Source organism: Paenibacillus sp. MER 99-2, assembly GCF_023714095.1.
GTDB lineage: Bacteria > Bacillota > Bacilli > Paenibacillales > Paenibacillaceae > Paenibacillus.
Window position 1 is genome coordinate 855,708 of sequence record NZ_JAMAUZ010000002.1, and the last position, 13,367, is coordinate 869,074.

10 protein-coding genes are annotated in these 13,367 nt (G+C 44.0%); 6 read left to right on the forward strand and 4 right to left on the reverse strand.

Translation table 11 applies throughout. The annotated features are described in order from the left end of the window. Positions 1-18: 18 nt before the first annotated feature. Positions 19-1,167: a Ger(x)C family spore germination protein gene (locus M3636_RS14860; protein WP_145410527.1), complete on the reverse strand. Its 1,149-nt coding sequence runs from the start codon at positions 1,165-1,167 to the stop codon at positions 19-21. Next, positions 1,164-2,612: a spore germination protein gene (locus tag M3636_RS14865; RefSeq protein ID WP_251383017.1), complete on the reverse strand. Its 1,449-nt coding sequence runs from the start codon at positions 2,610-2,612 to the stop codon at positions 1,164-1,166. Before M3636_RS14865 ends, M3636_RS14860 begins: the two co-directional genes overlap by 4 nt. Positions 2,613-2,821: 209 nt before the next feature. Here M3636_RS14865 and M3636_RS14870 point away from each other — a divergent pair, with 209 nt between their 5' ends. Together M3636_RS14870 and M3636_RS14875 are read left to right on the forward strand one after the other, a co-directional pair. Beyond that, positions 2,822-3,319, forward strand: a complete 498-nt coding sequence (locus tag M3636_RS14870) for a GNAT family N-acetyltransferase (RefSeq protein WP_251383018.1) — start codon at positions 2,822-2,824, stop codon at positions 3,317-3,319. 60 nt (positions 3,320-3,379) lie between these two features. Continuing rightward, the gene (locus tag M3636_RS14875; protein ID WP_251383019.1) at positions 3,380-4,000 is read left to right on the forward strand and encodes a TraX family protein; all 621 of its coding nucleotides are present in this window, start codon (positions 3,380-3,382) and stop codon (positions 3,998-4,000) included. Between the two features lie 101 nt (positions 4,001-4,101). Here the strand turns inward: M3636_RS14875 and M3636_RS14880 are convergent, their stop codons facing one another. Continuing rightward, a complete protein-coding gene (locus M3636_RS14880; RefSeq protein WP_251383088.1) occupies positions 4,102-7,779 on the reverse strand; it encodes a non-ribosomal peptide synthetase family protein in 3,678 nt (1,225 codons plus the stop codon). Between the two features lie 83 nt (positions 7,780-7,862). Then, positions 7,863-9,605 (reverse strand): methyl-accepting chemotaxis protein, encoded by a 1,743-nt coding sequence (locus tag M3636_RS14885; RefSeq protein ID WP_251383089.1) that lies wholly within the window; start codon positions 9,603-9,605, stop codon positions 7,863-7,865. 576 nt (positions 9,606-10,181) lie between these two features. On the opposite strand from M3636_RS14885, the gene rpiA reads away from it, so the two are divergent. The 4 genes from rpiA to M3636_RS14905 all read left to right on the forward strand — a co-directional run bounded on the left by rpiA (position 10,182) and on the right by M3636_RS14905 (position 13,363). Beyond that, complete coding sequence (rpiA, locus tag M3636_RS14890) at positions 10,182-10,856, forward strand: ribose-5-phosphate isomerase RpiA (protein WP_251383020.1); 675 nt, start codon at positions 10,182-10,184, stop codon at positions 10,854-10,856. 20 nt (positions 10,857-10,876) lie between these two features. After that, complete coding sequence (locus M3636_RS14895) at positions 10,877-11,458, forward strand: GNAT family N-acetyltransferase (protein ID WP_251383021.1); 582 nt, start codon at positions 10,877-10,879, stop codon at positions 11,456-11,458. Positions 11,459-11,504: 46 nt separating this feature from the next. Further along, positions 11,505-11,966: a MarR family winged helix-turn-helix transcriptional regulator gene (locus tag M3636_RS14900; protein WP_128101335.1), complete on the forward strand. Its 462-nt coding sequence runs from the start codon at positions 11,505-11,507 to the stop codon at positions 11,964-11,966. Positions 11,967-12,274: 308 nt separating this feature from the next. Next, positions 12,275-13,363 (forward strand): cobalamin B12-binding domain-containing protein, encoded by a 1,089-nt coding sequence (locus M3636_RS14905; protein ID WP_251383022.1) that lies wholly within the window; start codon positions 12,275-12,277, stop codon positions 13,361-13,363. Positions 13,364-13,367: the final 4 nt, after the last annotated feature.

Here is a 13,367-nt window from a genome sequence, read left to right on the forward strand (position 1 = left end):
CATTGCGGCTTTATCAGATCAATAGCTGGACTCTGATCCAACAAACTGAATGTTGATCTGTGTATTAACGCGGAATTGCAGATTGTTCTTCACATACGTTGTCCATTGAGGACGAAGCTTAGACCAGATCTTAGGATACTTCCACTCCAAGCGGTAACCTAGATTCAAAATATCTGCTCCTTGGTGTTGTGCGGTATCAATGGCTTGCTTCAGATGTTCATTAATTTTTTTACTTGCTTCCACTTGCATCGACTTCACGCTTATAACATCCTTGGCTTTCAAAATCGGGATGACCGAATTCAGCTCGCCCTTACCCGTTAGATTTATGTCGAAGAAGGGCTCCCCATTGACTAATCTGACACGAATGTCTGAGTCCATATTAAAGAGAGTCATGCTGGCTTTTACTTTGTTCGTCTGGATGGAGATGGCCATCGACTCTAGTTTTCGACCAGCCCAGGCAACAGCGCGAGCCTCATCATCTGAAAGTGTCCCCACCATGCGCATTTGCTTGAAGATGGCTCCGCCGATCTGGCTTACCCACTTTTTCTGTTTACCTTCTTCACTTACCATCGGTAGTTGCTTGGCTTGCAGCATAGATGCGGCAAAGCCCTGATTCATTTTGTCTGAAGCATAAACGTTAAGTGTCTGCGTCTTTAACAAATTTTCCTCGGTGGAGAATTCGCGCAGTACATCACTTGGTGTTTCCTCGAAGACAGGAGTTAAGTCAGACACGTCTTTTGCCTTACCCATAGCGACCATTACGTAACTGCTCAGATGAAATAGGGGCTCCCTTGCAATCCACTCCATGGTATCTTCGATTCCTGCACGGGCATAAGCTTGTCCAAACACAACAACGCGTGTATGACCCCAGGATATTCTTCTCGTAAGGTCTGTCTGAATACGTTCTAAGGCATCGGCAATGGTAGGTGCCACCGCTGAAACAACAGCATAAGGCTCCTTGCCGGATCCTCCTCGATCTGGTGATAAACGGTTAGGGAGTGGCATTGTTAATGAGACCTCAACTTCGCCAGGGTTATCTGTCTTGTCAACATACATAGCCGTTATAAAAGTGCGCTCGTTAATTTCGACTTTAGACCAGCAGCCACCACATAAGAGACAGCATGTCACCAATAAGACGAGTCTTGGCCAAGCGTAGTGAAGGTTCATGGCGTATCCTGCCTCGTTTCATTATCTGCTGCATAGGCTTTGGTTCTTTTTTTCATTAGAAACCAAGGCACGCGAACAAATGTATCTTTAATATCTCGAAGGACAAGTGGCGCAAAGGGCTGCATATAGGGAACTCCGAAGGAGCGTAGGCTTACCATGTACCAGTAGATTAAGTAGATCGAGATGACTACGCCGAACAGACCTAGCGTTCCACCGACGAGTAACACTGGAAATCGAAGTAGTCGGAATGCCAGCCCTAATTCAAAATGTGGAATGATAAAGGCGGCAATACCCGTAATGGAAACGACGATCACCAGTGGGGCAGAGACAATACCTGCCTGCACAGCTGCCTGACCAATGACAATACCGCCTATTATGGACACGGTTTGCCCTAACGGCTTGGGAATACGTATCCCAGCTTCACGCAGCCCCTCAAAGGTGATTTCCATAATGAAGGCTTCAACCAATGCAGGAAAAGGAATGTTTTCCCTCGCGGATGCAATAGTAATTAGCAGGTTAGTTGGGATGATCTCCGGATGAAAAGTGGTAACTGCTACGTAGACCGAAGGCAGCAAAAATGCAAAAAAGGCAAATAACAAACGAATGATCCGAATGAATGAAGCAGAATGAAACCGCTGATAGTAGTCTTCAGAAGATTGCATTAAGGAGAAGAAGGTGACAGGAATAACTAGTGAAAATGGTGTGCCATCCTGCATAACACTAATGCGCCCCTCAACGAGTGCAGCTGCAACAGAATCTGGCCGCTCGGTATATTGATACTGGGGAAATGGAGACAGCGGATGATCCTCTAGAAACTCAGATAAATAACTCACGCCTAAACTGCTATCCATATCAATCTCATTTAAACTGGTCAACACGTTCTCAAGAATATCTGGTTTGCATAACCCTTCAATGTACACGACATATACTATGGTTTGGGTATATTTGCCGATGGTGAATTGGATCATTTTAAAATCAGGATGTTTAATTTTGTGCCGAAGTAGAGACATATTTGCATGAATATCTTCAATAAATGCTTCTTGGGGCCCAACCACGACCACCTCGTTCGTGGATTCAGGTATAGAACGTTTCTGATAATTCTGAATCGAGAATACAACCCAATTGGACAATCCCTCCAAATGAAGAACCGCATTGCCAGAGACGATGTCATTCACCAGTTGTTCAGTCGAATCGGTGAGCTGTGAGTCCAGTGTGAAAAAAGAGCCACTAACAATTCGCGCTGTAAGCATGGGGTCAACTTCGCCGCGTGATGCTTCTTCCAGCAGTGGTTTGACGATGGCTTCTCTCATCGTGGCGGTATCTACAATGGATTGGATGTAGATGAGCTCACAATGAATTGAACCAATCTGAAAGGGCTGATAGACAATATCCGTAACACCCAACAGACGGATCTTCACTTGTTCAAGCGTACTGCCTGTTTCCATTCCATGTTTACCTCCTTGATTCGCTAGTCTATAGAATCACTGGTTATCTACCTGTAGTTTGTGACGTCTGAGTTTAAATATTCTTGTATTTTCGGAAAATTCGAAAGATTGCAAACTTTGGTGCAAATGATGAATTTGGAATTTCAGATATAACCGATATAATAGGAGGGTATTCATTAAGTGAAAGAGATAAGGGGAGAAGAAACGAGATGCCAGATCAGATTAGAATTGCTGAGCTTGCTGATGCTGAATATGTGAGCGAGTTATTCAATCAATACCGTATGTTCTACAACCGACCTTCGGATCTCGAAGGAGCCATTCAATACATAAAGAGTCGAATGCAGCATAATGAATCAATTATTCTAGTAGCTGAAAAGATTGCGGAATCGGAATTACTTGAACCAATGAATGGTAAGGACAATGGAATAAACCAAGCCCTGATGGGATTTGTGCAGTTGTATCCAACATTCAGTTCACTATCTATGCGCTCAAACTGGATACTGAATGATCTGTATGTTCAACCGGAATACCGCCAGCAAGGGGTTGCCCGCAGACTATTGCAGGCGTCCAGAGCGCTTGCTGAGGAAAGAGGTGTGGGTGCATTGTCTCTATCCACCGCGGTCAGTAATAAGCAGGCTCAGGCGTTGTATGAGTCAGAAGGTTATGTACTGGACACCCAATTCCTGTATTATGATCTTGATGTATAAAAAAATTAGGAATGTGCTTGTGACAGTGCACCACGAGGAACAGGGGAGGTCTTCATAACCATGATGCAGTGGATCGCCATGATAACGATGCTGATTGATCATATAGGTGCTGTTTTTTATCCACAAGTGGAGGAACTGCGAATCATTGGACGTATTGCGTTTCCAATCTATGCTTTTGCCGTTTACGTTGGCTATAAGCACACACGTAACATGAAGAAATATATTATGCGCTTATTCTGGATTGCGGTCATCTCACAGATTCCTTTTATGGCGGCATTTAACCACTTCTCACTGAATGTCGTATGGACGTTATTGTCCGGACTGTTGGTAGTACTGGCGCTGGATCGTTTACCCGTTCGCTGGTTAGGCATTCCGATTGTAATAGGTGCAGGATGGATTATGGAAATCACACATATGGATTATGGGATGTACGGGTTACTTCTCGTGCTGTTATTCCGGTACTTCCAAGGTGCGATCCTGGTTGTCGGGCATTTCCTATTAACGGCAGCCTATATTATGCTGTATAGCAGTTCTGTGCAGATGTATAGTGTTATTGCTACCGTAGGAATCGCCATTGCGCAATATTATGGTGCAGGCTTTCGCTTGCAGGGGCCGCGCTGGATATGGCGTTATTTTTATCCGGCTCATCTAGCGATCATTGCTCTCATTCGTTGGTTATAACACGTTGGATATAAATCGTTGGATATAACATAAGAAGCCCCTTTTCCATTAGATTTAATGGAAAAGGGGCTTTTCTGAGAAAAATAAAATCCTGGACAGATCTACTCTAATGTCGGAGAAGTGCCGAATGTTGGCTTGATTGCAGCAGGGAAATATCCAATCGCGACTGCATGCTCAATCATTTTCAAAATAAAACGATCATCGGCTCTAGGGCAGGAAATTCCTGCGGGTTGCACATAGGCCGTTGTAACAGGAGAAGCATATACGTAAGCTGAATCCTTCGCACCGTCCCCTTCAAGCTGAGCGATAGCCAGTTGAAGTGCCTCAGCATCTTTACTGATGCTAGCGTCAAACAACCACTGCGTATATTCGGCAAAAGGAACCGTTTCGACTTCATAACCAGCACGATTGATGGAATTGATCAATTCATCGTAACGGATCGACTCCGGATTACAGATGTGGAACACACGGCCAGCAGTATCTTCGCGTAATGCCAGATGAACGATCGCTTCGCTTGCGTAATCGATCGGAGTGAAGTCTACCAGCCAATCGGCAGCAGGGGCTTTGCCAAGCAACAACATCGCTTTAATCATCCGGTAGAAGGCATTGCTATCAATATTGGATTGGAAACGTCCTGTTTCCGAATGGCATGTTAGGTTTCCCGCTCGATAAATACTTACTGGAACACCTTCCTCCGCTGCAATCATAAGCACTTTCTCAGCTTCAAGTTTACTGTCGGAGTAAACGTTCTCCACATGCAGATCGGCTGGGAAATGATCATATTGCAATGAAGATTCCCACTGACCGCTAAGTGCGAGATCTTCTGGAATTCCCATCGTGGACACATGATGGAAGGAGGCACCTGGTTTGCTGCGAATCAGATCCAACAACGCTACGGTTCCTTCAACATTAGTTTTAGCGAATTGAGCTGCATCTCCAAAGTGTCGCACATCTGCAGCACAGTGAATAACGCGATCAATGGTGGTCTGCACATAAGCCTTTTGTTCACTGCTTAACCCAAGGTTCGGTTGCTCCAGATCCCCTTCAATGATCTCAACGCGGGATGGCAATTGAATTGCCAGTTCATTTCCGAAATACCCCTGCATCACATTGCTTAACCGTTGCATGGCTGATGTTCCATCCGATGGACGACGAACCAATGTGTAAATTTTGGTATCCGAGTGCAGGATTAATTGCTGAAGCACATGTGAGCCTAAGTAACCTGTAGCACCTGTTAGGAGAACATGTTCTGGCTTGAGAATTTCCGGATACCCTAATTGTGTAGCAAGCTCAACAGGATGCTCGGATAATTGGGTGATCAAGCCATTTGTCCCGGATGAAGCTGAGTCAAACTGTTCTGTAGTTTGCGATAACGTCTCCACTCGACGTGCCAATGCGCGGATCGTTTTCTCCGCAAAGAAGTCGGCAATCTTCAATAGTGGATAGTGAGGCTTCAGCAGCACAAGCACATGGATGACCCGTAAAGAATCTCCACCGATGGTAAAGAAACTATCTTCTACACCGAAGTCGTCATGCTGAAGGATCTCTTTCCACGCGTTCAGAATAACTGTTTCGGTTTCTGTTGCAGGCAGTACCCGTTCCGCACGATTCTCATGACGTTCTTCATGGGGGAGTGCAACCATCGCTTTACGATTGATTTTCCCTGTTGGTGCAATAGGCATCTCATCTAATTGGCAGATCCATTTCGGCACAAAGTATGAAGGGAGCTTCACGGCAAGCTGTGCCTTGATCTCTTCAACGGACAATGTGCTACCATCGACGGAGGTAAAGTAACCGACGAGCATATTTTGTCCGTCTGATTCTTTTTTAGGAATGACAGCGACATCCTGGATCTGTTCTAAACGTGCAAAATGATCCTCGATTTCTCCAATTTCAATCCGATGACCGCGGATTTTTAGTTGAGAATCACTACGTCCCACATATTCTAGTAGTCCAGTGTCTAGCAATTTGGCAATATCGCCAGATTTATAGATTTTTTCACCCATCGCAAATGGATTCTCGATAAAGGCTTGAGCTGTACGTTCTGGTTGATTCAGATAACCCTTAGCAAGAGCTGGCGTAGAGATATATACCTCACCAGGCACTCCAACCGGGCAGAGTTGCTGTTCTTCATTCACGATGTAGACTTTGTAGTTATGAATTGGCTTACCGATAGGCATATTAACGACATGCTCGGGAACTTGCTCACTGATCCGATGTGTCGTCGTTGCTACTGTACATTCAGTAGGGCCATATACATTGACGATATCGATCTGATTGCCGAATTTCCGTTGGAATGCACGGACTTGTTCACCATATAGCGCTTCGCCCGCAACAGTAATTATTTTGACTTTAGCCAGCTTATGGAAACCTTCATCGGACAGATAGGATGCAAGCTGGTTGAAGAAGATCGTAGGCAGAATTGTAATAATCGTTGTGCCCGTACGTTCAATTGCAGCAGCAAAATCTTCGACGGATACACGTTCTTCCGCAGAGAGAAGATAGAGCTCAGCACCGTAGAACAGGGCACCAATCGTATCCCAGACAGAAGCATCGAAGCTATATGTAGCAAACTGGGTTAGCACATCGTTAGGCATAATATCACAATCTCGCTGAACGACACTACCAAGATTCGTTACACCGCGATGAGCCACGAGAGCGCCTTTTGGTTTGCCCGTAGAGCCCGAGGTGTAGATGATATACGCTAGGTCATCCGGCTGAACATCGACATTAGGGTTGCTTGCTGCAAACCCGGCCAGGCGACCATCTACCGATAAAATTTGACGTACTGTTGTGATGCCCGAGAATAGGCGTGAAGCTTCGGTAAAGGAAGAATCTTTTGTTAGGACAAAGGATGATGCTGTATCTTCTACGATGTAGCTGTTACGTTCTTGTGGGTGCTCAGGGTCAACGGGAACGTAGACACCTCCGGCTTTAAGAATACCCAGAATGGAGATAATGGTTTCCAGGCTTCTTTCCATGAAGATGCTGACAAATTCCCCTTTTTGTAAACCGTTTGATTGAAGAACTCGAGCGACTTGATTGGAACGCTCATTCAATTCACGATACGTATATTTCCCTGAAAGTGACGTGATCGCAGGTGAGTTGGGATATTCGGCTGCAACCGCTTCGAACCAACCATGGATCGTTTGATGTTCAGGCTCTAGAACAGCGGTATCGTTCATCTCACGATATAACAGTCGATCAGAGGCTGATAAAATATCAACAGAGCCAATAGACTTGTCCGTATTGCGGATCATCGCAAGTAGAAGTGTCTCAAAATACTCCGCATATCTCATGATGGTTGCCTCACTTAATAGGGAAGCATCATAGAACGAATCAAGGATAAACTGGCCGCGATCGTCGCGGATGTTCCAGTTTAAAATTTGCGGAGCTTGAGGCAATTGCACACTGTTGTGCATGAAAATCGTTTCAGGGTATGCCCCAGGATGAGTGGTATTGTTGTTCACAATTTGCTCTGAGATTTGCTCAATCAATTCCCGGAAGGTCATTTTCCCATGAATTTGCAGTATCACGTTAGCAGCCGCATGTTCAGGAGCCAATGTGCCGATGGCTAGCTCCTGTTCACCTGATAGTCTGAATAACAAGGCTGCGTATGCGGATAAGAGAGCAGGGTACGTCAATGATGAGCCAAATTTTTGTGCAAGTTCACGACTCAGAGTAGGCTGTAACGGAATATGAGTTGATTTATAAACGAATGATTGCTGACGACGTCCAAAATCCAGCGGAATCTGAAGTACCGGCAATTCAGTTTCCATAATATGATCTGATGAAGAATGATTTTCAATCACTTCAGTTGTTCCTCCTTTGTCCAATTCAAAAATGTAATATTTCTGTACTCTTAGCCTTTGCTTACATTAAAGTGAGAAATCAATTCTTGGAGCTCCTCAGACATGCTGCTCAGTCGGTTCGAAGAATCTACAAGCGTAATCAGAGAACCTTTTTGTTCGTCAACAGAAGTAGAGATGCGTTCACTACTATCAGCCGTTTTACTTACACTGGATGAGAGATCATCTGCTGTTGCAGTCATTTCTTCAGTACCCGCAGATATTTCCTGCGTAGCGCTGGACACTTCTTGAATCTGGTTGGAAACTTTCTTAGCTGCTTCCAGAATTTCTTCGAACAGTTGACCTGTTTGATCAGCTACATCAAGTCCTGTATCCACTTCTGCTGTACCTTGTTCCATTGCACGAACGGCTTGTTTGATTTCGGTTTGAATTTCTTCAATTAACACAGAGATCTGTCTGGTTGATTCTTCGGACTGTTCAGCAAGTTTGCGAACCTCACCGGCTACAACGGCGAAACCACGGCCTTCTTCACCGACACGTGCTGCCTCAATGGATGCATTCAGTGCAAGCAGGTTGGTCTGACTGGAAATACCAGAGATGATATTGAGGATATCTCCAATTTCTTGCGAACGACTTTCAAGTACATTAATTGCCGATGCTGTATTTTTAACCGATTCGGTAATCAGAGTCATTTGTTCAGAGACCTGACGAACAACGGTATTACCTTGTTGGGAACGACGTTCCATCTCATAGGCTTCATCAGCTACATTTGCTGAACTGCTAGCAATCGTTTGAATAACGGTAGCCATCTCTGCCATTGCACGTGCGCTGTCAATTGTCGCTTGTTCTTGTGCGCGAATGTTAGATGCAATCTGGGATACATTGATGTTAATCGTATCCGCATGGTCACTGTTTTTCTCAGAGACTTCATACAGCTCTTTTGCAGACTGGTTCACCTCATGGGAAGTCATCTGTACTTTGACGATCGTGTCATTAATTTTGCGAACCATCGTATTGAACTTCTCATTCACAAGTCCCAGATCGTCTTTGCCTGTCGGAATGTTGACATTCAAATTACCCCGGCTAACGTCATCAATTCCTTTGATTAAGTGACGAATAGGGGATAGTGTATTTTTGACAACGAGATATTGGATGATAAGGAATAAAAGTAAAAAGGCTACCAAAATGATGATACCGTTTTTGAGCAGTGAGCTCAGACCGGCAGGTACGGCAGATGCATCCGCATCAATCGCGAAATAGGAGAAGATTTTGCCGTTGCTATCCTTGATTGGATAAGCGATGGTTGTCCATGTTCCAAAGTCATCTTTATAAAATGTAGTAAAGGTTGGACGATCTGTATTTAACATTTCTTTCAATGCATTTGCTACAACAACCGGTTGCTCATACATATCGCCAATGTTTACGTTATCGCTTTGAAAGGCTTCTCTAAGATTGGTGGGCATTGCGACTAGGGATGTATTGCGCTGATTCTCCCCATCGAGTTCAACACCGAAAATATAGGCTTGGGCAATGTTAGGATAGTACTCTTGCATTTCATCAAAGTAAGCTCGTAATTTAGCTTGTACGGTTCCGTCATAGCTGCCTTCCGCAATGGCTGCCTCAACATCGGATGCATTGATTCCCTCAGCCCATTTTTGCGTGATTACTGCAACTTGCCCATGCAATTGATCAACGAGCACTGTCTTTTGGAAATAATAGCTACTGGCAATTAATGCCACTCCAATAATGACGATGTTGGTGAATGAAAGTAATAGATTTTTCGAGAAAAAAGACATGCTTTTCCAACTTAATGATTTCACAAAACTCCACTCCTGATCTCTGTTTAGTTAACAACGCTTGGTTTCTTGCATGATTCCAGCCGCCTAGGCCATTTGTCGATCCCCTCCAAAGTTATGTATGCGACCATGGTCTTGGGTTTTTGGTCGTAAAGACGAATTTTTGGTACCCATGATCCATAGGTGTCTAATTATTAAAACACATCCACCTATAATATGTCGTATAAAATGTCGTTAAATTGAATAGTTTTGTTAAAACTTTTTTAATATTCTACATATTTATGGACATGACAATAAATACATAGGTATAAAGAACTAAAACTTCGGAAAAATTCCCATTTTTTAGTTTCATTATGTATTCTATAACAATAAGAGATAAAAAACATCATGTAAGTGTGAAAAAACATGCAGAAAAACAATGATGGGGCAGTCTGCCCTGCATGAATCAGGCGAACGGGTGGGTATCATGCATTTTTGTATTGCTTACAAGGATGGATATACATCGGAAGCGGTTTTATCTATAATAAATACAGTATGCATTTCTCAAATTCATAAACAGGCGGGGGTTTATTCTAGATGAATCTGAAACAAATTGCAGCAGAGCGGGCGGCTGAATACATCCAAGATGGAATGAAGGTGGGGCTAGGTACAGGCTCTACAGCTTACTATGCGATCTGCAAGTTAGGAGAGCGTGTACGTGATGGCCTGCAAATTCAAGCTGTGGCTACGTCTGAAGCATCAGACAAGCTTGCTAGAGAATGGGGCATTCCGATCATTCCGTTTGATCAAATTGGACGACTGGATATTACGATTGATGGTGCTGACGAGGTTGATCCGGAATTTAATCTCATTAAAGGGGGCGGCGGTGCTCTCTTGCGTGAGAAGATTGTTGCAGCGAACAGCGATCAACTTATTATTGTAGCCGATGGCAGTAAAGCGGTAGACAAGCTAGGCCGATTCCCATTGCCGGTAGAGGTTGTTCCTTTTGCTTCTGAATGGACATTCAAGTCACTAGAAAGTATGGGCTGTTCTCCAGAATGGCGTATGAATGGTGACGAGCGTTATCTGACAGACAATGGAAATCTGATTGCTGACTGCCGCATGGAAGCGATTGAGCAGGCTCCCGATTTGAACATTCAGTTAAATATGCTTCCCGGTGTAGTGGACAACGGCTTATTTATTAATATGGCGAATATTGTCATTTTAGCGAAGGAAGATGGTAGCATTGATGAACTCCATCGTTCCAATTAAGGGATGAGGGGGTGATTCATATGAAGGAAAATTCGATCGTTGAAGGTGATCTTGAACTTCGATGCATAGAAGAGGCGGATTTACCTGAGCTATATCAACTGATATATAGTGACGAGGTTCCGGAATGGAAGCAATGGGATGCTCCGTATTTTCCACTTGAGCATGAGAGCTATACTCAGTACAGTCAAGATATAATGAAGTGGATCGAAGCATCAGAGTCCAGTTCTGATCCAATCTCCATGCGAGTCATTGAAGTGAACGGCCAGATTATTGGCACGATATCTTATTATTGGGAGCATCAACAATCGTTATGGCTTGAGATGGGGATTGTTCTTTATCGATCTACGACGTGGAGTAAGGGTGTTGGCACCCGTGCACTTAAGCTTTGGTCAAGCCATTTATTTAACCACTTGCCGATTGCAAGAGTTGGATTAACGACGTGGTCAGGTAATGAACGAATGATGCGAGCAGCGGCCAAAGCTGGACTTCAGATCGAAGGTAGAATGCGCAAATGCCGTATTGTGGAGGGGAAGCACTACGATTCCATCCGTATGGGAATGCTGCGTGAGGAATGGGAACAGCTATCTTCTCTAGATGTATAGCAATAGAACGAAATGTAATGTAAACAATTGATGGAGGATTATAGAAATGCCGAACATAGAGGACAATCGGGAACTTTCTTTACAATTATTTGTAGTTCTCGTCCGAGCATACAATTCCGTTACATCTAAATCCAATCGTGATATTCAGAGTCATGGGCTAAATACAACCGAATTCGGTGTACTTGATCTGTTATATCACAAAGGTCCTCAGGCTCTGCAGAAGATTGGGGAGAAGGTTCTGATGTCTAGTGGAAATATCACATACGTTGTCGATAAATTGCAGAATAAAAACCTTCTGGTTCGTAGAGCATCCAAGGAGGATCGACGTGTAATTTATGCGGAATTGACAGAAGAGGGACGACAACTCTTCACACAAATTTTTCCTCAGCATCACCAGGTCATTATTGATACAGTAGACGGATTGGAACCTTCCGAGAAAGCGGAAGCGATTCGACTGTTGAAGAAGCTGGGGCTTGCTGCAGAAGGTAAAACCGACTTGCGTTCATAAACGCAAGTCGGTTTTTTTATGAGCGATATAACGGGCACTCACTAGCTAAATGACTTGCAGTATGATTCATAATATAGGAAAATTGTCACCAAGTGACGATCTAAAACTAATTATTATCTATTGAATTCATGTACAATAGAGAACGTTCCCAATCAAGGGCTGATCGATATCAAACCAATCATAGAGTTGTGTTCTAGCTTCATATGTTCTTAGTATGAATAACCCGATGTTTGGAACACATCCTCTTAGGCTGTTGTTTTAGCAAGTAGATTGGGATGAAATCGCAGCAAGAAGGGGGATTAAGCCATATGACACATCAAGAGGCTGGTGAACGACTGTTACAGGCAGCGGGAGAACTAGCTGATAAAATTACAGAAAAGCAATACTTGCTGCAGCCGGATCTGATTCAACGTTTTGGTGAAAATGGGCGTATACGCACAAAACAGGATTCACAATATAGCTTAAATTATCTGGCAGAGAGTGTGCTCGTTAAAAGCCCCAATCTGTTTACCCATTACATCTCGTGGTTAAAAACGCTGTTAGCAGGATATAACGTCTCCACCGAGGATTTGGCTGTGAATCTGAGGCTGATTCGAGAAACGTTGGAGGAAGAGTTCGACAATTCGTCCAAGAATGTTGTCCTTGAATATTTGGAAATGGGTGTGCATCAGATTCATCAGCGCGAATCAGTACAGGGGTACGTTTACGATTCTCTCCCGTACGGTAAGGCTGCGCAGACCTATTTAAGTGCTTTACTTAATGGAAAACGCAGAGAAGCTTTCCACATTGTTGAAACGGAGCTTGCGAACGGAGCAAGCATACGTGATATATATCAATATATTTTTCAACCAGTCCAGTATGAGATCGGACGATTGTGGCAATTAAGCCAGATCACTGTGGCTCAAGAACATTTCTGTACGGCTGCAACCCAAGCATGTATATCGTTACTCTATCCACGTTGGTTAGTTGAGGCAGCTGGTGGGAAGAAGTTAGTAGCTGCATGTGTAGGTAGTGAGCAGCACGAGATTGGCTTACGCATGCTTACTGATGTTTTTGAAATGGAAGGCTGGGATACGTATTATCTCGGAGCGAATGTTCCGAATGGTAGTTTAGTAGAGGCGATTCAGCGACACCAGGGTGACGTGGTTGCTATTTCAGTTACAATGACGTTTCATCTCCATCTTGCTAAAGAGTTAATTCAAATGATTCGTAGGAACCCTGCTACTGCACATGTGAAGATTTTGGTAGGAGGATATCCATTCAATATCGATCAAGAGCTGTGGAGAACGATTGGAGCCGACGGATATGCTCAAGGAGCAGATGAGGCTGTTGCGGTTGCAGAGACTCTACTAAAGAACGGGACGATTACGGATCATATAGAAATCATGAATGATTAAGAGA

What these genes read in the sequence shown, in the direction of transcription:
- M3636_RS14860 (WP_145410527.1), bottom strand. Translation starts at nt 1,167, where the DNA reads ATGAACCTTCACTACGCTTGGCCAAGACTCGTCTTATTGGTGACATGC.
- M3636_RS14865 (WP_251383017.1), bottom strand. Translation starts at nt 2,612, where the DNA reads ATGGAAACAGGCAGTACGCTTGAACAAGTGAAGATCCGTCTGTTGGGT.
- M3636_RS14870 (WP_251383018.1), top strand. Translation starts at nt 2,822, where the DNA reads ATGCCAGATCAGATTAGAATTGCTGAGCTTGCTGATGCTGAATATGTG.
- M3636_RS14875 (WP_251383019.1), top strand. Translation starts at nt 3,380, where the DNA reads ATGATGCAGTGGATCGCCATGATAACGATGCTGATTGATCATATAGGT.
- M3636_RS14880 (WP_251383088.1), bottom strand. Translation starts at nt 7,779, where the DNA reads ATGGAAACTGAATTGCCGGTACTTCAGATTCCGCTGGATTTTGGACGT.
- M3636_RS14885 (WP_251383089.1), bottom strand. Translation starts at nt 9,605, where the DNA reads ATGTCTTTTTTCTCGAAAAATCTATTACTTTCATTCACCAACATCGTC.
- rpiA (WP_251383020.1), top strand. Translation starts at nt 10,182, where the DNA reads ATGAATCTGAAACAAATTGCAGCAGAGCGGGCGGCTGAATACATCCAA.
- M3636_RS14895 (WP_251383021.1), top strand. Translation starts at nt 10,877, where the DNA reads ATGAAGGAAAATTCGATCGTTGAAGGTGATCTTGAACTTCGATGCATA.
- M3636_RS14900 (WP_128101335.1), top strand. Translation starts at nt 11,505, where the DNA reads ATGCCGAACATAGAGGACAATCGGGAACTTTCTTTACAATTATTTGTA.
- M3636_RS14905 (WP_251383022.1), top strand. Translation starts at nt 12,275, where the DNA reads ATGACACATCAAGAGGCTGGTGAACGACTGTTACAGGCAGCGGGAGAA.